At 68.8% G+C, this 19,977-nt stretch carries 19 protein-coding genes; 11 read left to right on the top strand and 8 right to left on the bottom strand.

Features of this window, described 5'->3' with window-relative positions; genetic code table 11:
- Positions 1-13: 13 nt before the first annotated feature.
- Entirely contained in the window at positions 14-679 is a 666-nt protein-coding gene (locus ACFV2O_RS11755) for a PAS and ANTAR domain-containing protein (RefSeq protein WP_379251776.1), read from the bottom strand.
- Between the two features lie 277 nt (positions 680-956).
- On the opposite strand from ACFV2O_RS11755, the gene ACFV2O_RS11750 reads away from it, so the two are divergent.
- The 8 genes from ACFV2O_RS11750 (at position 957) to ACFV2O_RS11715 (ending at position 9,872) form a co-directional block, all read left to right on the top strand.
- Positions 957-1,250, top strand: coding sequence for a hypothetical protein (locus ACFV2O_RS11750; RefSeq protein ID WP_379251775.1), 294 nt, complete (start codon positions 957-959; stop codon positions 1,248-1,250).
- Between the two features lie 48 nt (positions 1,251-1,298).
- Positions 1,299-1,898, top strand: coding sequence for a CPBP family intramembrane glutamic endopeptidase (locus ACFV2O_RS11745; RefSeq protein WP_379251774.1), 600 nt, complete (start codon positions 1,299-1,301; stop codon positions 1,896-1,898).
- A gap of 69 nt (positions 1,899-1,967) precedes the next feature.
- Positions 1,968-3,245 carry an APC family permease gene (locus ACFV2O_RS11740; protein WP_379251773.1) on the top strand — a complete coding sequence of 426 codons (1,278 nt, stop codon included), beginning with the start codon at positions 1,968-1,970 and terminating at the stop codon, positions 3,243-3,245.
- Between the two features lie 178 nt (positions 3,246-3,423).
- The gene (locus tag ACFV2O_RS11735; protein WP_355077465.1) at positions 3,424-3,969 is read left to right on the top strand and encodes a hypothetical protein; all 546 of its coding nucleotides are present in this window, start codon (positions 3,424-3,426) and stop codon (positions 3,967-3,969) included.
- A gap of 156 nt (positions 3,970-4,125) precedes the next feature.
- The gene (locus ACFV2O_RS11730; RefSeq protein WP_379251772.1) at positions 4,126-5,184 is read left to right on the top strand and encodes a TIGR03617 family F420-dependent LLM class oxidoreductase; all 1,059 of its coding nucleotides are present in this window, start codon (positions 4,126-4,128) and stop codon (positions 5,182-5,184) included.
- Between the two features lie 84 nt (positions 5,185-5,268).
- Complete coding sequence (locus ACFV2O_RS11725) at positions 5,269-7,581, top strand: arylsulfatase (protein WP_379251771.1); 2,313 nt, start codon at positions 5,269-5,271, stop codon at positions 7,579-7,581.
- Positions 7,582-8,043: 462 nt separating this feature from the next.
- A complete protein-coding gene (locus ACFV2O_RS11720) occupies positions 8,044-8,754 on the top strand; it encodes a hypothetical protein (RefSeq protein ID WP_379251770.1) in 711 nt (236 codons plus the stop codon).
- 107 nt (positions 8,755-8,861) lie between these two features.
- Positions 8,862-9,872, top strand: a complete 1,011-nt coding sequence (locus tag ACFV2O_RS11715; protein WP_379251917.1) for a DNA topoisomerase IB — start codon at positions 8,862-8,864, stop codon at positions 9,870-9,872.
- Between the two features lie 40 nt (positions 9,873-9,912).
- On the opposite strand, the gene ACFV2O_RS11710 is transcribed toward ACFV2O_RS11715, so the two are convergent.
- Positions 9,913-11,115, bottom strand: a complete 1,203-nt coding sequence (locus tag ACFV2O_RS11710) for an AI-2E family transporter (protein WP_364428413.1) — start codon at positions 11,113-11,115, stop codon at positions 9,913-9,915.
- A gap of 500 nt (positions 11,116-11,615) precedes the next feature.
- Between ACFV2O_RS11710 and ACFV2O_RS11705 the strand changes: the two genes are divergently transcribed.
- The gene (locus ACFV2O_RS11705; protein WP_379251769.1) at positions 11,616-12,680 is read left to right on the top strand and encodes a DUF4185 domain-containing protein; all 1,065 of its coding nucleotides are present in this window, start codon (positions 11,616-11,618) and stop codon (positions 12,678-12,680) included.
- Here ACFV2O_RS11705 and ACFV2O_RS11700 read toward each other — a convergent pair.
- The 6 genes from ACFV2O_RS11700 to mftR all read right to left on the bottom strand — a co-directional run bounded on the left by ACFV2O_RS11700 (position 12,625) and on the right by mftR (position 17,987).
- A complete protein-coding gene (locus ACFV2O_RS11700; RefSeq protein WP_379251768.1) occupies positions 12,625-14,916 on the bottom strand; it encodes a SpoIIE family protein phosphatase in 2,292 nt (763 codons plus the stop codon). The genes ACFV2O_RS11705 and ACFV2O_RS11700 overlap by 56 nt on opposite strands.
- The gene (locus tag ACFV2O_RS11695; protein WP_379251767.1) at positions 14,913-15,548 is read right to left on the bottom strand and encodes a SpoIIE family protein phosphatase; all 636 of its coding nucleotides are present in this window, start codon (positions 15,546-15,548) and stop codon (positions 14,913-14,915) included. Before ACFV2O_RS11695 ends, ACFV2O_RS11700 begins: the two co-directional genes overlap by 4 nt.
- Positions 15,541-15,954 carry an ATP-binding protein gene (locus ACFV2O_RS11690; protein WP_051020806.1) on the bottom strand — a complete coding sequence of 138 codons (414 nt, stop codon included), beginning with the start codon at positions 15,952-15,954 and terminating at the stop codon, positions 15,541-15,543. Before ACFV2O_RS11690 ends, ACFV2O_RS11695 begins: the two co-directional genes overlap by 8 nt.
- Positions 15,944-16,333, bottom strand: coding sequence for an STAS domain-containing protein (locus tag ACFV2O_RS11685; RefSeq protein WP_039798459.1), 390 nt, complete (start codon positions 16,331-16,333; stop codon positions 15,944-15,946). The genes ACFV2O_RS11690 and ACFV2O_RS11685 overlap by 11 nt, the downstream gene beginning before the upstream one ends.
- Positions 16,334-16,346: 13 nt before the next feature.
- On the bottom strand, positions 16,347-17,252 hold the full coding sequence (locus ACFV2O_RS11680; RefSeq protein WP_039798458.1) for an STAS domain-containing protein: 906 nt from the start codon (positions 17,250-17,252) through the stop codon (positions 16,347-16,349).
- 138 nt (positions 17,253-17,390) lie between these two features.
- Positions 17,391-17,987, bottom strand: a complete 597-nt coding sequence (mftR, locus tag ACFV2O_RS11675) for a mycofactocin system transcriptional regulator (protein ID WP_355077481.1) — start codon at positions 17,985-17,987, stop codon at positions 17,391-17,393.
- Between the two features lie 64 nt (positions 17,988-18,051).
- On the opposite strand from mftR, the gene mftE reads away from it, so the two are divergent.
- Positions 18,052-18,753, top strand: a complete 702-nt coding sequence (mftE, locus tag ACFV2O_RS11670) for a mycofactocin biosynthesis peptidyl-dipeptidase MftE (protein ID WP_379251766.1) — start codon at positions 18,052-18,054, stop codon at positions 18,751-18,753.
- Entirely contained in the window at positions 18,750-19,973 is a 1,224-nt protein-coding gene (mftD, locus tag ACFV2O_RS11665; RefSeq protein WP_379251765.1) for a pre-mycofactocin synthase MftD, read from the top strand. The genes mftE and mftD overlap by 4 nt, the downstream gene beginning before the upstream one ends.
- Positions 19,974-19,977: the final 4 nt, after the last annotated feature.

The raw sequence follows: 19,977 nt of genomic DNA, 5'->3' as shown, positions 1-19,977 counted from the left end.
CGACGACATCGGGTCAAGGGCAGCCCTGCACACGACGTTCGTCCGCGGTGAGCAGCACGTGGTCGAAGCGCGTGCGGGTCTGCACATCCGCACCGCCGAAATCGCTCAGCGCGGCCACGAGTTCCTCGGCCAGAACACGCAGTTTCGTATTCGTCTCTTGTGATCGCCAGGTGAGCACACGGAATGCCTGATCGGCCGAAATCCCGTACACCAGCATCAAGGCGCCCTTCGCCTGCTCGATCACTTCGCGGGCGGCGACCATCTCCGGCAGCGTGGCGTCGATGATCTCCTGGCGCTCCTCGTCGACGGTGTCGGTGACATCGATGTAGTACCCCGCCGTGCCGACCACCGCACCGGTGGCGTCACGCATCTGATCGCCGACGACCAGCACGTGGTGCGTGACGCCCGTGGTATCGACGATGCGGTGACGGCCGCTGAATGGCAGCCCGGTCCGCACCGCCGTCGCCAAGGTGTCGGCGACCTCCGCTCGGTCGTCCGGATGCTTGTGCGCCAGGACCAGTTCCGTCGTCGGTGTCACCTCACCCGGTGCGTACCCGTGCAGGGCCGCGACCTCCTCCGACCACTCCCAGCGTTGATCGGCGAACCAGAATTGGAAACTTCCCGTCCTTTTGGAGACGGGGACCGTGGGCACGGCCCCCGATGGCGCATTGTCGTTCACTGATCCGGCATTCCCCGCCGCGTAATGGGTATGCGTGTGTACCGCGCAGGCGTGAACCGCCTCACGACGCCGCGACGCATCCGAGGGCGGCCGGGCGTCACAGCGGTGGAAGCACCTGCGCGACCATCGTGCCCTGGCGCGGGAAGACCGACCATGCGCGTCGTGGCTCCGGCAGCAGGCACACTGTGCGAGGCATTCGCGAATGTCACAGTGGCGTGGTCTGCTCCGTCTGCTCGGAGAGAACGCGGGGCGCGAGCGGCGAAGCAAGGAGCGGGAAGTGGTCGATACGAAGAAGATTCCGGACGAGCGGTCCGACAGCGGACGGCCTGTTCGCGCGGATGACGCTGTCCCGAGTGCGGCCGCGCGTCCGGCGAAGTGGAAGATCTGGTTGCTGACGATCGCCGGTCTCTACCCGTTGCTCACGGGATTGGTGACGATCGCCGCACCACTGCTCGACCATCTGCCGTCGCCGCTCCGGCTGGCCTGTATCGTGCCGGTCGCGGTGGCCGCGATGGTGTGGGTGATCATGCCGCTGCTGTCCCGGTGGTTCGCAGGGTGGTTGTCCCGCTGAGGATGTCGGTACCCATCGTCCGAATGTGATCGGCGCGCTTGTCGCTGCGTGTCGCGCGGCAAGTCGCCGATTCCCGCACTGCTCGCGCTGGCCGCGGGCGCGGCGGTCTATCTACGGCGTTCCTCCGATTTCGATCGCGCCGCGTTCTGGCGCAGCGAGGCACTGCGCGCCCAGGCGCGGTCGATGGCGGCGGGCGCGGCAGTGAGCGCGGTGGCGCTCACCACGGCGGTCGCGGTGGTGCGGCGGGAGGATCTGTTCGATCTGCCCCGGCGGAATCCTGGGATATGGCTCGCGGTGATGGTGCTGTATCCCGTGCTGAGCGTGTACCCGCAGGAATTGATCTTCCGATCGTTCCTGTTCCACCGGTACGCGCCCGTCTTCGGGGAAGGCGCGGGGTTGGTGATCGCGAGCGCGGCCGCGTTCGGCTTCGTGCACATCGTCTTCGGCAGCTGGTTCTCGGTCGCCGCCAGCGGCGTCGGTGGCTGGATCTTCGCCTCGCGGTACTTGCGGACCCGGTCGCTGTTCACCGCGTCGGTAGAGCACTCGGTGTACGGAATCCTCGTGTTCACGGTCGGTCTGGGCAGGCACTTCTATCACGGCGCCGTGCAGGCGGCCCCCAGCCGGATGATCGCGGCGACGCCGGCGTGACACGGCGCGAGCTTCGGCGTCGATGACGCGGGTATCCGCCGCCCTGTGGTGGATACTCTGCGACGGGCGGTGAGCACGCCTCTGCTGTACTTCTTCATTCTCGGTGACATCCTGGGCGCGGGCGTCTACGTGCTGGTCGGCAACATCGCGCGGGAGTCCGGTGGTGCGATCTGGCTACCGCTTCTGGTGGCCCTCGGTATGTCCTGCCTCACTGCCGGTTCCTATGCCGAGTTGGCGACGAAGTATCCCAAGGCGGGCGGCTCGGCCCACTACGCGGGCCGTGCGCTCGGGCCGGCCGCGGGATCGCTCGTCGGCTTCTGCATGCTCGCGGCCGGTGTGGTCTCCGTGGCCGCGCTGAGCAGGGCGTTCGCCGCGGACTACCTCCGCGCCTTGGTCACATTGCCGACCGCGCTGGTCGTGGTGGTGTTCATCGGCGCGTTGGCGCTGCTCAACATCTATGGCATCAAGGAGTCGCTCGGCGCCAACGTGGCCGCGACCGTGGTCGAACTCGGCGGGCTCGTCGTGGTCATCGGGCTCGGCGCGTGGGTGATCGTTCGGGGAGACGCCGAACCGGCCCGGCTCGCCGAGGTGGGGACCGAGCAGCACGGCGTCGTCGGCGCGACCCTGGCGGGCGCGGTGCTGGCCTTCTACTCTTTCGTCGGGTTCGAGACCTCGGTGAATCTGGCGGAGGAAGTCGCCGAGCCGCGCAGGTCCTATCCGCGCGCGCTGTTCGGGGCGCTGCTTACCGCCGGTGGCGTGTACCTGCTGATCGGCTTCGTGGCCGGTGCGGCGGTGCCCACCGATCGGCTGGCGAATTCGAGCGGTCCGCTGCTGGAGGTGGTGCGCCTGGCCGGTGGCGTCCCGGACGAGTTGTTCGCCGTGGTCGCCCTGGTGGCCGTCGCGAACGGGGCGCTGTTGACCGGCATCATGTCCTCGCGGCTGGCCTACGGCATGGCTCACGAGGAGCTGCTTCCGCGCGCGCTGGGCCGGATTCTGCCGGGCCGCCGGACGCCGTGGGTGGCGATCGCCGTGACCGCGGCGGCGTCGTTGTCGCTCGCACTGACCGGCGAGGTGGCCTCCCTCGCCGAGACATTGGTGTTGTTGCTGCTGGTCGTTTTCGCGGCGGTCAATGCGTCGGCGCTGATCCTGCGGCGGGAGCCCGACGTGGACGAGCATTTTCGCGTGCCACGCGTCGTGCCTTGGCTGGGACTGGCCTCCTGTCTGTTCCTGTTCACCCGGATCGACGGGGTCGTGTGGTTGCGGGGTTGCGTTCTGATCGGCATCGGATTGCTGTTCGCCGCCGTGAACGCGGTTCGCGCGCATCGGTCCCAGCCGGACGGGCCATAACACTTTCTCGGCCGGGCGCGGCGCATGACGATTCGCTCTCCATTGCGCGGCGACACGGACAGGTCGTTGCACCTGGATGCGCCCGGTGGTACTTCTTCACGGCGCCATGGCGCCGATCGCAGTACGGAGATCGGATCGGTACCCCCTGAACTCGCCCCTGTCCCGGAGGTTCCACGCGATGACTTATCCAGTGCACGGCGGCTCCTCGCTCCGCAGCAGACTCCGCGGCTACACCCCGCGGCGGTACAACCGGCTCCCGGCGGCGCATCGCGTTCTCGCCGTCCCGAATCGTCCCAGCGAATGGCATCCGGGGATGCTGTGGTGGGATGCGAGCACAGTGCGCGTGACGTACCCACGGCCGGAGGCCACGGGGCGTTGGAACACCGTGCCGCACCTCGTGTTACCGGTCGACCACGGGCGTCTGGCCTTCTGTATCTCGTCGCATTCCAGCGAGGCTCGGCATCTGGCCCGCGAACCCCGGGTCATCGTGCAGGCCGCGGACTGGCGAGGTGCGCCGGCTCTCGGATCGCGGCAGCATCAGGGCACGGCCGAATTGCTTCGTACCGGGCCACTGTTCCACCAGGTGCGGACCGGTATGCAGACCAAATACGGACGATGGCTCGGCCTGGCGCGTCTGGGCCACAGACTGGCCATGGGCGCGGCGCCCTACGGCGACATCGTGGTCGTCGTCACCGTGAGCGAGAACTCGCTGCTCGGTACGTGACCTCACCCCTCGGAGTTCCGATGTCCGGCGGGGACATCGCGCGAAGCAGATCCGAGAGCGGTTCGCTCGAACTGGACACGTGCACAGAGCGCTGTCCATACGATGGGGTCGTCGTGTCGCGGAAAGCGTGACGCACCGAGACCGGCGGAGGTCGGCGTGAAGGTTCATGTGCAGGTCACCGGAGCGCCACCGCACGTCGCGGCCGACGCGCGAGCGCTGGCCGAGACCGGGGCCGACGGCCTGTTCACCTTCGAGGGCCCGCACGACGTGTTCTTTCCCCTCGTCGTCGCAGCCGGAGTGACATCCCTGGAACTGATGACGAACGTGGCGATCGCCGGGCCGCGTAGCCCGATGCATCTGGCCCACGCTGCCTACGATCTGCGGCTCTACAGCGAGGGACGGTTCCGGCTCGGGTTGGGCTCGCAGATCCGCGCCCATATCGAGAAGCGCTACGGCAGCAGTTGGGGCGCGCCCGCGGAGCGCACCGCGGAGAGCGTGGCGGCGGTGAAAGCGATCCTCGCCGCGTGGGAAGGGCGGGGCCCGTTGAACTTTCGCGGCAAGTACTACACGCACACGCTGATGCCGCCCACCTTCGACCCCGGGCCGAACCCGTTCGGTCCGCCTCCGGTGCTGATGGGCGCGCTCGGACCGGTGATGACGCGCAAGGCCGCGGAGGTCGCCGACGGACTGCTGGTGATGCCGTTCAACAGCGGGCGCCATTTCACCGAGCGCACACTGCCCGCCGTCGCCGAGGGCCTGCGCCGGGCCGGGCGGACCGCGGACGGATTCCCGGTGATCGCTCAGGTCATGGTCGCGCTCGGGCGCACCGAGGAAACTCTGACGGCTGCGATGGGCGGCGTGGGCTCGCTGATCGCGTTCTACGGGTCCACGCCCGCGTATCGTCCGGTCCTCGAAGTCGAGGGATGGGCGGCGCTGCACCCCAGGCTCAACGCGCTGTCCAAGACGGGCGATTTCGCCGAGATGCGGGCGGCGGTCACCGACGAGATGGTGCGCACGATCGGGGTGGCAGGCACACCGGAAGAGTGCGCGGCGCAGATCAGGGCCCGCTTCGGCGCCGGGATCGAAGAGGTGTGCTGCTACTTCCCCGGTTACACACCGGATGCGGCGGACGTCGCAGACTTGGTGCAAGCCTTGCACCGGAGCGGTGAGGTGCGCCCGTCGCTCGACGCGGCCCAGGGTCGACAGCGAAGTTAGCAACCGCGGACCACCGGGTCATCCGTTCGGCGCACGATGCGCGAAAGAGTGGTGACCCGGGCGAAGGTGGCTTTGACTGCACGAATGCCTGTTCCACCCCATGCTCGCGGCTATGACGACTTCGGCGGCTCCGTCGGCCGCACCACGGCAGATTCGGCACCGGAGTGGAGCTATCCGCCCACCGCTCCCGAGGGCGCTCCCAACATCGTCGTGGTGCTGATCGACGACATGGGGTACAGCGACATCGGCCCGTTCGGCTCCGAGATCGAGACGCCGACGCTGGACCGCCTGGCCGCCGACGGCCTCCGGCTGACCAACTACCACACCACTCCGCTGTGCTCGCCGTCGCGCGCGTCGCTGCTGACCGGCATCAACGCCCACCGCGCCGGCTTCGGCTTCGTCGCCAACGCCGATCCCGGATATCCGGGGCTGCGCCTGGAACTGGCGGACGACGTGCTGACACTGCCGGAGATCCTGCGCGGCAACGGTTACGCCACCTATGCCGTCGGCAAATGGCACCTGGTGCGCGACGCCACGATGAACCCGGCCGCGCACCGGGATTCCTGGCCGACCCAGCGCGGCTTCGACCGCTACTACGGCTCGCTCGAGGGCCTCAACTCCTTCTACTACCCGAACCAGCTGGTGTCGGACTCCTCGGTCGTCGACATCGAGGAGTACCCGGAGGGGTACTACCTCACCGACGATCTGACCGACAAGGCCATCGCCTACCTCAAGGATCTGCGCGCGCACGACGCCACCAAGCCGTTCTTCTTGTACTTCGCGCACGTCGCCATGCACGGTCCGTTGCAGGCCAAGCCCGCGGACCTGGCCAAATACCGCGGCCGCTACGCGAAGGGGTGGGACGATCTGCGCAGGAGCCGGTTCGCCGCCCAGCTCGCCCAGGGCCTCTTTCCCGCGGGCACCCAGCAGAAGCCCCGCAACACCGAGCCGGGTTACGAAGCGGCGAAGTGGGATTCGCTGACTCCCGCGCAGCAGCGGCGATTCGCGCGGTACATGGAGGTGTACGCGGGCATGGTCGACAGCATCGACCAGAGCCTGGGACGCCTCGTCGACACGCTCGAACAACTCGGCGAGCTCGACAACACCATCGTGGTGTTCACCTCGGACAACGGCGGCACCGCCGAGGGCGGGCCGGAAGGCACCCGCACCTACTTCGCGGAGTTCGCCCACATCACCGATCCGGACTGGATCGGCGACGTCCCGCACGACGAGGACCTGATCGGCACAGCGAAGCTGGGTGTCCACTATCCGCGCGGGTGGGGCCAGGCGTCCAATACGCCGTTCCGCTTCTACAAGGGCCAGACCTTCGCGGGCGGCGTACGCGTGCCGTTCGTGATCTCCTGGCCCAAGGGGCTGCCGCGCGGCGCGGGCGACAACGGCATCCGGCACGAGTACACCTACGTCACCGATCTCGCGCCGACCTTGCTGGAATTGGCCGGATTGCGGCGGCCGGGCGTACGCAACGGGCTGCCCGCCAAGGAGTTCGACGGCGTCTCGGCCGTGCGGACGCTGCGTGACCCCCATGCGGTGTCCGAGCACACCGAGCAGTACTCGGAGATGGTCGGCAATCGCGGCTTCTATCGCGACGGATGGAAACTGCTGTCGCTGTACGAGCCCGGGACCGATATCGATGAGCCGAGATGGCAGCTGTTCGACGTTCGCGCCGATCCGACGGAGCTGCACGATCTTTCCGAGCGGTTCCCGGAGAAGGTCGCGGAACTGGCCGCCGCATGGGACGAATCCGCCTGGGCGAATACCGTGTTCCCCTTGCTCACGCGCCAGGATCTGGCACGGCGGCGGCCGGAGGAGGACCGATTCGCCGCGCCTGTCCGGCTGCTGCCGGGCACCCCGACCCTGGAGCGGTATCGCTCGCAGCGATTGATCGCCTATCGGGACTTCGTCATCGAGGCGGAACTCGCCGGGTACGCGTCCGGCGACGAAGGGGTTCTCGTCGCGCACGGTGACCCGCTGGGCGGCTATGTGCTCTACCTCGAGAACGGCCGGGTGACGTTCGGTGTCAACAGCTACGGCCGCTACGACAGCGTCACCACGCGCACCCTCGCGGAAGGAACGCGGCACATCACCGTGCGCGCCACGGTGCGGCCCCGGCTGCGGTGGGATTTCGTCATCGAGCTCGATGGCGTCCAGGTCGCGCGGCTGGTGGATCGAGTCCAGCTGGTCGGTATGTCGCCGTGGACCGGGATTTCCGTCGGCGTCGACGCTCGCGGTCCTGTGGCGTGGGAACTGCGCGAACGCCGCGGCACTTTCCGCTACACCGGCGCGCTGCGAGCTGTCACCTACACGCCCGGTCCGATCCAGGTGCCGCGCCGGACCATCGAGGCGGTGGAGCGTGAGGCGGAGTTCGTCGCCGAATGAACCTTTGTGGCCGGGCGTTGGTGCACCGGTTCGATCAACTGGCAGCGGCGAACATGTGCTCGGGGAAGGTGGGTGCATTCGGAGGGGATCGAGCGCACCCACCCTCGCGCCTCGGCGACAGCTGAGCAGCGGGCACAGCCGACGCGGGCAGCGTCGGGACTGACCGACGGAAACGAATGCGAAAACCCCCGGAAACCCCGACCCGTCACCGACCTTAACGCCGTCGGCCCGACAATGACAGAGAAACGTTTGCCTGAACCGGTTTTCAGGCGACTTCAGGCTGTCTTAAGCCTTCGCTTGCGAAGGTGATCTTCGTCTTCGAGATCACTATTCCCGCAGGAGGTTTTCTATGAAAGTCGCTACTCGCCGCGTACTTCCCGGTCGGCGCGGGCTGCTCGCGGCGGCCGCCGTCGACGCGAACAGCGGGGCCGTGCTGGGCACGGTGCGGCAGGACTGACGGACATGGTTGTGCGCAAGATCGCCACGATATCGACGCTCGCTGTCGCGATTGCCTGCGTTCCGGCCGGAAACGTAGGCGCCGCGCCACCGGAAGCCGGTGGGCAAGCCGTGAACTACACCGCGACCGCTTCCGCCGAGAGCGTGGTCGTCCGGATCGACTCCGGCTCGTTGCAGGCCGAGAACGGAGTGTTCGCGATCGCGGCGAACGACGGCACCGTGCTCGCGGGCACGCCGCTGGAATTCCGTGTCGACGACTTCGTTTTCCCGATCGCGGCCGACATCGGCGGCCGGACCGCCACGCTCACACCGTTGTTCGACCTCCAGCACGCGGCGTACCGCCCGGTCGCCCTGCCGTTCGAGGACTCGGCGCGTTGGCGAACGCCGTATGAGCGGGAGGTCGCGGCATTCACCCGGCTGAAGGACACCATCGCGACGGGCGCCGCGATCGGCACCGTCGCCGGTGGCCTCGGTGGCGGCCTGGTCGGCTGCGTGCTCGGCGGCATCGCGGGAGCGACCGTCGCGGCCGCGACGATCGTCGGCATGTTCGGCCCGTTCATCCCGGCCGCCGCCGTCGGCTGTCTGGGCGGAATCCTGGCCGTGGGGGCTCTGGGCACACTCGCCGGTCAGCTCTTCGTCACCGCGCCGATCGCCGTTGCCGCTCTGGTGCAGTACTTCACCACCGTCAACCAGCCCTTCGTCCCGCCGGCCCCGTAACTCTCCGGCTGGATCACCGAACACGTGCCGCGCCGGGTCGTCCTGCCGGGTCCTGGCGCCTCGAACTGTTTCGCCTGTCCAGGACAGGGCAGCTATGTGATGTGAGCATACGATTGCGTCGTAGCCGACCGTACGACGGCGGACTGCGACGCGTCCGGCGTGGACGCGGGTTCGGCTATCGCACCGTGCACGGCGAACCGGTGCGGGACGACGCGACACTGGAGCGCGTCCGCGGGTTGGCGATTCCGCCGGCCTGGCGAAAGGTGTGGATCTGCGCGCACGAGAACGGTCACATCCAAGCCGTCGGCGTCGATGCCGCGGGCCGCCGCCAGTACCTGTACCACGAGCAGTGGCGCAAGGAGCGAGACGAGGAGAAGTTCGACCGGGTCCTGGCCTTGGCGGGCCGCCTGCCGGAGGTCCGCGCGCAGGTCCGGGAGGATCTCGCCCTGCGCGGCTCGGCCCGGCGGCGGGTGGAAGCGGTGGCGATCGATCTGGTGGATCGCGGAGTGTTCCGGGTCGGGGGCGAGGAGTACGCCGAGGAGCACGGCACCAGGGGAGTCGCGACATTGCTGCGCGAGCAGGTCCGGGTGTCGGGGGAGCAGATGCTCTTCGACTATCGCGCCAAGGGCGGTATCCGGCGACGAGTGAGCGTCCGAGACCCATTGCTGGCCAAAGCCGTTCGATCACTGCAGCGCGGCAGGACGGAATCCGATCGGCTCTTGGTGTACCGGGACGGCGACCGCTACGGCGAACTGCGCGCCGACGACATCAACGCGCGCTTCCAAGAACTCGCCGCCTGCGAGTGCAGCGTCAAAGACCTGCGCACCTGGCAGGCGACCGTCCTGGCCGCGGCCGCGCTCGGTTCGATCGAACGGCCGTCGAACCTGCGTGCGCGCAAGCGTGCGGTCCGGGAGGTCATGGACGAGGTCGCAGCCGCACTCGGCAATACCCCGGCCGTCGCCCAGGCGTCCTATGTCGATCCACGCGTGGTGACCGCCTTCGAGAACGGTACGACTGTCGCCGCGGCGCTGCGGCGCGCGAAGCGGGCCGGATCCGCCGACGCGGAGCGGGCGGTCATCGACAGCGCCGTCATCCGCATGCTGCGCCGGACACAGTGATACCGAGGTTACCGGGAATGTGGCCGCCACCCGGTCTCGCTCATCGCTCGTCGAGTGAGGGCAGGACGGTCTCGCGCATGATCAACAGGACGGCCGCGGCGACGGGGATGGCCAGCAACGCCCCGATGATCCCGAGCAACGCGCCACCGAGCAGCACCGCCACCACGGTCACGAGCGCGGGTACGTGCACCGCGCGGCCGATGATGCGTGGCACCAGAACGTAGTCCTCGAACAGGCGCAACGCGATGAAGAACGCGACGGTCGCCACCGCGACCGGCAGGGAGACGGTCAACGCGACCAGCGCGACGATCACCCCGGCGAGCGTCGAACCGACGATCGGGATCAGGTCGAGCACAGCTACCAGCACTGCCAGCAGCAGTGGGTACGGCACGTCGAAGATGAGCAGCCAGATGCCGGTCAGGACGGCGGTGATCAGCGAGATGACCAGGTTGCCCAGGATGTAGCCGCCGACCTTGGCGAAGATCTCGTCGCCGATCAGAATGGCGCGGGAGCGGCGCGAGTGGGGGAAGAGCCGGTAGACCGAAGCGCGCACGCGGGTGAAGTTCGCCATGAAGTAGGCGGTCAGCACCGCGATGACGACCGTGCTGCTGACGATCGAGAACACCGCGCGCCCGGCGTCCAGCACCCCGGTGGTCAAGCCGGAGGAGTCCGATTCGAGTGTTCGCCGCAGCCGGTCTTGCAGGTGGAATCGCTGGTCGAGGCTGCCGATGTAGGGATAGCGGTCGGCGAGGTGAGTGACGTAATCGGGCGCGTTGTGCGCGAGCGCCTCACCCTGCGTGACCAGCGGTGGTATCGCCGCGGCGAGGAATCCGGCGAACAGGCCGAGCCCGACCAGGTAGACGGTCGTCACCGCGGCCCAGCGCGGGAACCGGGGCCGTACCAGCCGGGACACCAACGGCTCCATCCCGACGGCCAGGAACAACGCCACCACGATCAGGATCAGCGTCTGGCCCGCCGCGAGCACCGTGCGAATGGCGGCGTAGGTCACCGCGACACCGGCGGCTCCGGTCATCCCGATCATGAACGGCGAGCGCCGATCGAAGGGACGCCCGGGTCGGCCCAGGGGGAACTCCGCACTGCGCGCCCGGGCGGCTTCGGCCTCGGCGGCGACGATCGGACCGGATTCGTCGGTGCCGTGGGGTTGTGCGATGTCGCCGCTGTGTCCGCTGTCCGCGGCATCGGGGGCGGGATGTTCTTCGTCGGGGGTGTCTCTTTCGGACATACCTTCCGTCCGATCCGTGGGTGTGCTGGCCCGGTATGGCAGTGCGCGATTTACCCGCTGTGCGGCCGCCCAAACACGGCGTCCGGAGCGGTGATGGCCGGTCTACGCGCCGAGGGTGTCGCACCGGCGCGGAATCGCACCGCGGCGACGGCACGTCCGCACGTCATCGGGGGTCGCGGCCCGATGGAATCGACACCGTCGGGTCGTTCGGTCGGCACCAGCTGATCCCGCGTTCCCAGCCGTCGGCGAACACCGTGCACATCCGAAGCGGCACCCGAAAAGGATTCTCGGCCACTTATATCGCGCGGCCCGTCACCGGAACGAGCTGCCGGAATACAAGCTGCACAGTCGGTTTCCGCATTCTCGCGTGCCCTCATCCGCCCGAATCAGCAACGTCGCAGCCATCGGCAGCCGATACTGGTGAACAGCCCGTGCACACTCGCGGTGATCCCTACGAGCCGATCCATCAGCGACGCTCCGAGAATCGACAGGATCCGGCGATGCCCAAGATCGCAAACCTGAACCCGCTGCCGATGGCCGACATCGGAGGCTCGGATCTGTTCATCCCCTTCCGCATGCCGAGCGGTGAGATCGGATACCTGCTCGGTGACACGTTCTCCGGCGCCGAACCCGCTGTGGGAGGGCCGAATTGGCGTTCCCCGATGCTGTTGCGCAGCGGCACCCACGACGTGTCCGCACCGATCGAATTCCGATCGGCGGCGCGGGATGCCCGGCAACTCTGGGACTACCCGCACGACAATCCCCAGTACTCCACGGTTCTGCCCTGCGACGCCATCACCATCGGCAGCCGCATCTATCTGTGGGTGATGGTCACCCAGGGATTGGCGAACGAGCAGTGGTGCGAGATCCGGTATTCCGACGACAACGGCGAGAGCTGGACCGATACCGCCGTGCGGTGGTCGACCAGCGCCTACGGCGGCAAACGCACGATGATCTCGTGGGAAAGCGGTGGCGACGGCTACGTCTACGTCATCTCCACCGGCGGACTGGCCCGGAACAAGAACATGCTGCTGTGGCGGGTACGCGAGAGCCATGCCGCGCTCATCGACCCGGCGGCCTGGCAAGGATGGGGCTGGAACGGACAGGATTGGGGCTGGGGCCGGGATCCGGGCGGCGATCCGCGTTTCGGCATCCTGGCCGACGACACGAAACTAGGCGAGATCGGATTGCGGCGGATCCAAGGGAATTGGGTGATGTCGGGATTCGACGCCGGGGCCTACGGTGCCTTCGTCAAGGTAGCCAGGAGGATCACCGACAACTGGCGCACAGCCTGGACCTACCGCCCGGTGAAAGGATCTTTCTGGGCGCCGGGCGGTCCCGATATCGTGCCGCGCCTCTATGGTTGTTATGTCCACCCGGACAGCAGGTTCGACGGCGCGTTCTGCATGATCGTCAGCGAATGGGCGGAATCCGGTAACCCGTATCGGGGCATGCAATACCGGATCTACGGAGTTCGGCCCGCCGCTGCGCTCAGCGCAAGGCGAGTCCTCAGCCGGGAACGCGCCGGTTCGTCCCGCGCAACGGATTGGCCACCGGGAAGGTGATCGCGGGCAGCGTCACCGACATCCGCACGGTCGTCCCCGATTCCGAGTGGTCGATGTCGAGTTCCTCGGTCAGGGCGCGCATCATGTCGATACCGCGGCCGCGATACCCGGGATCGGATGCCCGTGGCTTCCAGCCGCCCGCGTCGGCGACCACGATGACGACGGTGTCGATGTCGCAGGTGGCCGACATCCGCACCCGGCCGGTGTCGTCGTTGCGGTAGGCGTGCTCGATGCTGTTGCTGCATGCCTCGTTGGCCGCCGCGACCAGATCGGCGGCCAAGTCGTGCGGCACCGCCGCGGCGGCCAGCCAGCCCTTCAGCGTGCGCCGCAGGGCCGCGAGCTCGTCCGCGCGCGCGGGCACGTCCAGCCGCAGCGGTGCGGGCGGCTGGCGGTAGACCACCATGGCGACGTCGTCGTCGTACCCCGCGGACGGCCGCAGGCGCGACAGCACCGCGTCGGCCACTTCGCGCGGCAGCCGTCCCGAGGTGTCGGCGAGGACCGCGGCGATCTTGGCGAACCCCTCGTCGATGTCGACGCCGCGCTGTTCGACCAAACCGTCGGTGAACAGCACCAGGGTCGAACCGGGGGTGAGCGCCGTGGTGGCCTCCGGCCTGCGCGGCGGATCGAAGGTCGCCAGTGGCACCGAGCGCCCGCCTTCCAGCAGCCTGCCGGTCCTGGCGACGTCGGCGAGGATCGGTGGCATGTGACCGGCGCTGCTGTAGCGGACCAGACCGCGCACCGGGTCCAGCACCGCGGCGCAGACGGTGGTGCACATGGCGCCGGGGATGCGCGCGGCGACGGTGTCGAGTTCGGCGAGCAGCTGCGCAGGTCCCGCGCCGCGCAGCAGCAGCGCACGGGCGGCGGTTCGCAACTGTCCCATCACGACCGCGGCGGACAAGCCGCGACCCACGCAGTCGCCGACCACGACACCGATGGTGCCGTCGCGCAGCGGCACCACGTCGTACCAGTCGCCGCCGATCTCCAGCGGCGGCAGCGCCGGCTCGTAGTGCACCGAGAAACGCGGCGGCAGATCGATCGGGCCGAGCATGGCGCGCTGGAGGGTCAGCGAGGTGGCGCGGGCCTGGTCGAAGTTGCGCGCCCGCTGCACGGCGAGACTGAGATGACCGATCAACAAGGAGAACAGCGTCCAGTCCGCGGCACTGATCGCCCGGGGTGCGGCGAAGCGCAACCACACCGCCGCGTCGCCGGTCTCGCCGAGCGGAGCGACGATGCCCTCGGAGCTCTCGGCTCCGTCCGGAATGGCCAGCAGGCTGCGTGGCGGCCTGCGTCTGGCCCGCTCCAGCAGGGCGCGCGACCCGTCGTCGAGGGACGCGGCGCCGTCGTGTGAAGTGCGGTCGGCGCCCGTGCCGGAGACGTACACCTCCGGCACGGCGTTGCGGCTGGGCCACACCGCCACCACCGCGGTTTCCGCGCCCACGGTACGGCGCAGCTCGTCGAGCCCGACGGCGAGCACTTCGACCACACTGGTGGCCGCGCCGACAGCCGTGGCGAGCCGGGACGCGGCCTGGTCGCGCGCCTGCGCGTCGTGTTCGGCGGTGATGTCGCGGAGCGTGCCGACGAAGATCCGCTCGTTGTCCTCCGGCTTGATCAGGGCGCTGGTGCTCACCGCGAGCCATACATTGCGCCCGTCGCGGTGCCGGATCGGGATGACGAAGCGCTGTGCCTCGGTACCGAGGTCGGGATAGCGCGGACCGTCCGGGCTCGACCACGGATGCGGCAGCGGATAGGGGATGCCCGCGGCGCCGTAGCCGGTCAAGGCGCCGAAGGCGGTGTTGACCTCGATGATGGTGCCCTGCGCGTCGGCGACGAAGAAGCCGTCCTGCAGCGATTCCACCAGCGCCGTGCGGAACGCGTCGCGTCCGGCCAGATCGTCGGCGCGGGTGCGCTGCTGCTCGTAGCGGCGGGTGCCGTCCAGATAGCCGCGGGTCGCGATGTCCAGCGGAACCAGGGTCTGCAACAGGAATTCCAGCGCGGTTTCCGGTAGGCGTGCCGCGAGTTCGCGGCCCTCGGCGGCCGCGTCCTTCTGTCGCTGTTCCTCCGCTTCCTGGACCACGCGGAAGTGGTTCTCCGTGAGGTCGAGCAGGCTGATGCCTTCGACCAGGGCCCGCCTGCCCAGCTCGTAGCCCTCGGCGAGACCGGCCTGGGTCGGCGAATCCATGTGCCGCCGTAGCGCATCGCCATAGTCGTCCAGGAAGTCGGCCAGCAGGGCGCTCATTTGGCCGTCCCTCCCGCACCGCGGTGCCGCGCCGCGAGCACCAGCGCGTCGTCGGTGTCTTTGGCGTGCCGGGCGAGCATGTCGGCGGTGATGTCGGCGGTGGACTTGGAAAGGTCGATGGTCGAGGCGGATTCGGTGACGATACCGTCGGTGGACATCAACAGCAGGTCACCAGGACGGACCGCGACCGACTGCGGCTGGAGGTTGGCCGGAAGGCGATAGCCGACGATGCCCGCGGTCAGCAGGACGGTGGCGTGCACCTTCGGGCTGCCCGCCGGACCCGCGGTGAGCACCTGCGATTCGACATTGCCGACGCCGAGCCAGCGCACCGTGTCGCCCTCGTCGAACAGGGCCAGCGAGATCGCCGCCCCCCGGGTGTCGGCCATCGCCCGATGGCACAACACCATCAGCACGTCCAGCGGTTCGGCGCGGTTCTCCGACAGCACCCGCGCGGCGCGATCGGCCGCGTCCGCCGCGGCGGCGCCGTGCCCGAGCCCGTCGAGGACCGCGAAGAGGACGGTGCCGCCACCGGCGTCGAGGACGACACCGCGGTCACCGGAGACCTGTTGACCCGGCAGTGCGCGTCCGGCCACCGCCCACTCGATCCGGCCGATGAACCCGTCCTCATGCACCGTTCGGTACCCACTTCCACATCTCCACCAGCGTGCCGCGACCCGGCGCGGAATCCACGGTCAGCCGGTCCATCAACCGCCGGGCGCCGGGCAGACCGAGCCCGAGCCCGCGTCCGGTGGAGTAGCCGTCCTCCAATGCTCTGGCGATGTCGATGATGCCGGGCCCCTGGTCCTCGGCCTGCACCACCAGGGCCTGACGGCCCTCCCGGTCGTCGACGAGCAGACGGATCTCGCCGCTGCCCGCGTAACTGGTGATGTTGCGGGCGATCTCGGAGATCGCCGTGGAGATCATCGTGCGGTCGGTGAGGGTGAATCCGAGTTTCGCTGCCAGTTCGCGTCCGGCTTGACGTGCGGTCACGATGTCTCCGGACACCCTGACCGCGATCACCACGTTCTCAGCGGCCACTGTCACGACCGTCTCGCTGGCGACGGGCTGGGATCTTGCGGTCCAACCAGGCGAGTCCCTCTTCCAGATCGAGGGCGGTGTGCATGTCCTCGAAGGTGAGACCGAGCTGCACCATGGCGAACGCGACTTCCGGTTGCAGACCGACGATCACCGTTTCGGCGCCGCGCAGCTGCGTCATGTGCGCGATGGTACGCAACGATCTCGCGGCGAACGAATCCATCACGTCGATCGCGGTGACATCGACGATGATGCCGTGTGCCCGGTATTTGCTGACCTGTTTCATCAGGTCGTCCTGCAGGCGCTCGGTATCGGCGTCCGTCAGCGCCGACTGCACCGACGCGATGAGATACGTCCCTTGTTTGAGAATCGGAACCGGCATGTGGCGCGCCCGATCAGCGGCCGTCGCGTTCGGTGACCCGTTCGGTCACGCGGGAAACCTCGTAGCCCAGCAGACGTTCCGCTTCTTCGATACCGCCCTGCAGGTCGCCGACCGCGTTCATCTTCGACAGATCCAGGCCGATGGTGACCAGGGTGAGCGCGATCTCCGAGGACAACCCGGTGATGATCACGTTCGCGCCCATCAGGCCGGACGCGTCGACGGTCTGCACCAGATGGTTGGCCACGGTGGAGTCGATCTGGGGGACACCGGTGATGTCGATGACGACGACCTTCGCGCGGTTGGCCCGGATGGCGCGCAGCAACTGCTCGGTGAGCTGGCGGGCGCGCTGACTGTCCAGCACGCCGATGATGGGCAGGATCAACAGCTGTTCGCGCACCTGCAGCACCGGCGTGGACAGCTCGCGAATGGCTTCCTGCTGCTGCCGGATGACGCGCTCGCGCTCCTGGACGAAGGACACGGTCACGGTGTTGGCGATGCGGTTGGCGGCCGGTTCGTAGGCGTCGAGCACCTTGTTGAGGAGTTCGAAGTCCGACTGGTACTTCTCGAAAAGGCTGCGTGCGAGCACGTCGCGCAGCAGAAGCACGATGCCGATGACCTCGTCGGTCTCGACGCCTCTCGGGATGATGCGTTCGGACAGGTCCCGCGCGTACGCCTGCAGCGCTTCGACGCTACCGGTCTCGAGCACGTCGACGTAGCCGTCGTAGATCGAGGTCGCCTCGGAGAAGATCTCCTCCGGGGTCATGGCGGTGAGCAGTTGGGCGTCGGCGATGCGGCGGGCCCACTCTTCACGCAGCGCGGTGCGGTTCTGGCGCAGGTGCTCGACGAGTTGCGGGAGCAATTGATCGATCGGTCCCGCGGTCAGGGAATCCGCCGAAAGGCTCATGGACACCTCGGACATGGACTCCTGCCCCTTTCGACGGTTCAGTCGGGATCTCTGTGCATTCGGCGCGTGCCGATTCCGAGCCTAGTCATACCCCACCCGAGTCGCCGACGAAACCTGCCGGTTGTTCGCCTGATGTTCGAGTGCGAGAGTGCCTCACGGCACCGTAGCGAATCCGCGTTCCAGCGCTGCGAGCGCCTCGTCCAAATACACCGTGAGGTCCGCGTCCGCGCGGGTCAGCCAGGCGTCGAACGCGGCGCGCGCCGCCGCCAGCGTGGTCCGGCCGACGGCGAGCGGGATGAGCCCGTCCTCCGGTTCGCCGAGCCGGCCCGCGGCGAACGCGCTCACGGCGCGCTCCCAGGCGTCGTAGTGCGCGCCCGCGGTGGCGGCCAGCGCGGGGATGTTCGCGACCAACTGCATCCGGGTGCGCAGTTCCGGAACGTCCTCGGCGCGATATTTGTTGGCTTCGACCACGACTCGGCGCACCGCGGTCATCATCGGAACGTCGTCAGGCACCGTCGCGAACGCGGCGCGCAGTGCGGCGACCTCATCATCGAACTGCGACCAGAGCACCTCCGCCTTGGTGGGGAAGTACCGGAAGAAAGTGCGTCCGCTGATGCCGGCGGCGACGGCGATCTGCTCGACGGTGGTCTCGTCGAAGCCCTGTTCGCTGAACAGTCGCATCGCGATCAGTTCGAGTTCGCGTTTGGTGGTGCCGCGTGGGCGGCCGCGCCTGGCCCGGTTCTCCAGCATTGTTCGATTGTGCTCGGCCGCCACGGCCCTTGATTTTGTCAGTGACTGACGATAATCTCGCCGCATGTTGGCGGATCTCACCTGGCCCGAGGCGGGCGTGCGCGCCACCGCGGGTGCGATCGTTGCCGTCGCGGTCGGCGCGACCGAGCAACACGGCCCGCATCTGCCGCTGTCCACCGACACCGACATCGCCGCGGCATTGTGCGCCCGGCTGGCCGCGGCGCGCGCGGACGTGCTCGCCGCACCGGCGATCCCGTACGGCGCCAGCGGCGAGCACGCGGGCTTTCCCGGCACGCTGTCGATCGGGCAGGCGGCGCTGGAACTGCTGGTGGTCGAGCTGTGCCGCTCGGCGACCGAAGCCTTCGAGCGGATCCTGCTGGTCAACTGGCACGGCGGCAACATCGAACCGCTGCGCCGGGCCGAGGATCTGCTGCGCGCCGAATCGCGTGACGTGCGCGTGTACCTGCCGCGCTTCGACGGCGACCCGCACGCGGGCCGGTCGGAGACGGCGCTGCAACTGGCCCTCGCGCCCGAGCGAGTGCACGCCGACCGCGCCGCGGCCGGGGACACCCGCCCGCTGGCCGAACTGCTGCCGCTGCTGCGTAGCGGCGGAGTGCGCGCGGTCAGCGCCAACGGCGTGCTCGGCGACCCGGCGGGCGCGACCGCCGCCGAGGGCGCGGCACTGCTCGATCACCTGAGCACCGACCTGCTCGACCGAACCCGGCACTGGTGGCCGGAGAACTCCCCGGAAAGGACCGCAACATGAACCCGTGGTTCGAGACCGTCGCCGAAGCGCAGCGGCGGGCGAAGAAGCGCCTGCCGAAATCGGTGTACGGCGCGTTGATCGCAGGCTCCGAGCGCGGCCAGACCATCGAGGACAATCAGCGGGCGTTCACCGAACTGGGTTTCGCGCCGCACGTGGCCGGGCCGATCGGCGCGCGCGACCAGTCCACGACCGTACTGGGGCAACAGCTTTCGATGCCGGTGCTGATCTCGCCGACCGGTGTGCAGGCGGTGCATCCCGACGGTGAGGTCGCCGTCGCCAGGGCGGCCGCGGCGCGCGGCATCGCCATGGGCCTGAGTTCGTTCGCCAGCAAGCCGATCGAAGAAGTGATCGCGGCCAACCCGACGACCTTCTTCCAGTTGTACTGGTGTGGCGGCAAGGACGAGATCCTGCAGCGGATGGACCGGGCGAAGCGGGCGGGTGCGGTCGGGTTGATCCTGACACTGGACTGGTCGTTCTCGCACGGGCGGGACTGGGGCAGCCCGGTCATCCCGGAGAAGCTGGACCTGCGCACGATGCTGAAGTTCGCGCCGCAGACCCTGGCGCGTCCCCGGTGGCTGGCGACCTATGCGCGGTCGGGCAGCATTCCGGATCTCACCGCGCCCAACATGGCCATCGGCGACGCGCCCGCGCCGGGTTTCTTCGGCGCCTACGGCGAATGGATGGGCACGCCCGCGCCGGACTGGGCCGATGTGCGCTGGGTCTGCGAGCAGTGGGAAGGCCCGGTGCTGCTCAAGGGCGTCATGCGGGTGGACGACGCGCTGCGTGCGGTCGACGCGGGTGTGGCGGCGATCTCGGTGTCCAACCACGGCGGCAACAACCTCGACGGCACCCCCGCCGCGATCCGCGCGCTGCCGGTGCTGGCGGACGCGGTGGGCTCGCAGATCGAGGTGCTGCTCGACGGCGGCATCCGGCGCGGCAGCGACGTGGTGAAGGCCGTCGCGCTGGGTGCGCGGGCGGTCATGATCGGGCGCGCCTATCTCTGGGGCCTGGCCGCGAACGGGCAGGCCGGCGTGGAGAACGTGCTGGACATCCTGCGCGGCGGCATCGATTCGGCGCTGCTGGGTCTGCGCAAGACGAGCGTCGGCGATCTGGACCGCTCGGACGTGGTGGTGCCCGCCGGGTTCGAGCGAGCGCTCGGGCTGCCCGAAAACCGCTCCGCGGCAAGCGGTCCGGCGGACCACGCGGCCACGCCCGCCTGAGCGG

It is taken from the genome of Nocardia sp. NPDC059691 (assembly GCF_042733915.1).
GTDB lineage: Bacteria > Actinomycetota > Actinomycetes > Mycobacteriales > Mycobacteriaceae > Nocardia > Nocardia sichangensis.
Note: the sequence above shows the minus strand (reverse complement) of the source record. Positions and strands in the feature narration are given on the sequence as shown.

Bases quoted from the DNA above. Each gene is read 5' to 3' on its own strand.
- ACFV2O_RS11735 (WP_355077465.1), top strand. From the start codon at position 3,424: ATGACTTATCCAGTGCACGGCGGCTCCTCGCTCCGCAGCAGACTCCGC.
- ACFV2O_RS11725 (WP_379251771.1), top strand. From the start codon at position 5,269: ATGCCTGTTCCACCCCATGCTCGCGGCTATGACGACTTCGGCGGCTCC.
- ACFV2O_RS11720 (WP_379251770.1), top strand. From the start codon at position 8,044: ATGGTTGTGCGCAAGATCGCCACGATATCGACGCTCGCTGTCGCGATT.
- ACFV2O_RS11710 (WP_364428413.1), bottom strand. From the start codon at position 11,115: ATGTCCGAAAGAGACACCCCCGACGAAGAACATCCCGCCCCCGATGCC.
- ACFV2O_RS11705 (WP_379251769.1), top strand. From the start codon at position 11,616: ATGCCCAAGATCGCAAACCTGAACCCGCTGCCGATGGCCGACATCGGA.
- ACFV2O_RS11700 (WP_379251768.1), bottom strand. From the start codon at position 14,916: ATGAGCGCCCTGCTGGCCGACTTCCTGGACGACTATGGCGATGCGCTA.
- ACFV2O_RS11685 (WP_039798459.1), bottom strand. From the start codon at position 16,333: ATGCCGGTTCCGATTCTCAAACAAGGGACGTATCTCATCGCGTCGGTG.
- ACFV2O_RS11680 (WP_039798458.1), bottom strand. From the start codon at position 17,252: ATGTCCGAGGTGTCCATGAGCCTTTCGGCGGATTCCCTGACCGCGGGA.
- mftR (WP_355077481.1), bottom strand. From the start codon at position 17,987: ATGCTGGAGAACCGGGCCAGGCGCGGCCGCCCACGCGGCACCACCAAA.
- mftE (WP_379251766.1), top strand. From the start codon at position 18,052: ATGTTGGCGGATCTCACCTGGCCCGAGGCGGGCGTGCGCGCCACCGCG.
- mftD (WP_379251765.1), top strand. From the start codon at position 18,750: ATGAACCCGTGGTTCGAGACCGTCGCCGAAGCGCAGCGGCGGGCGAAG.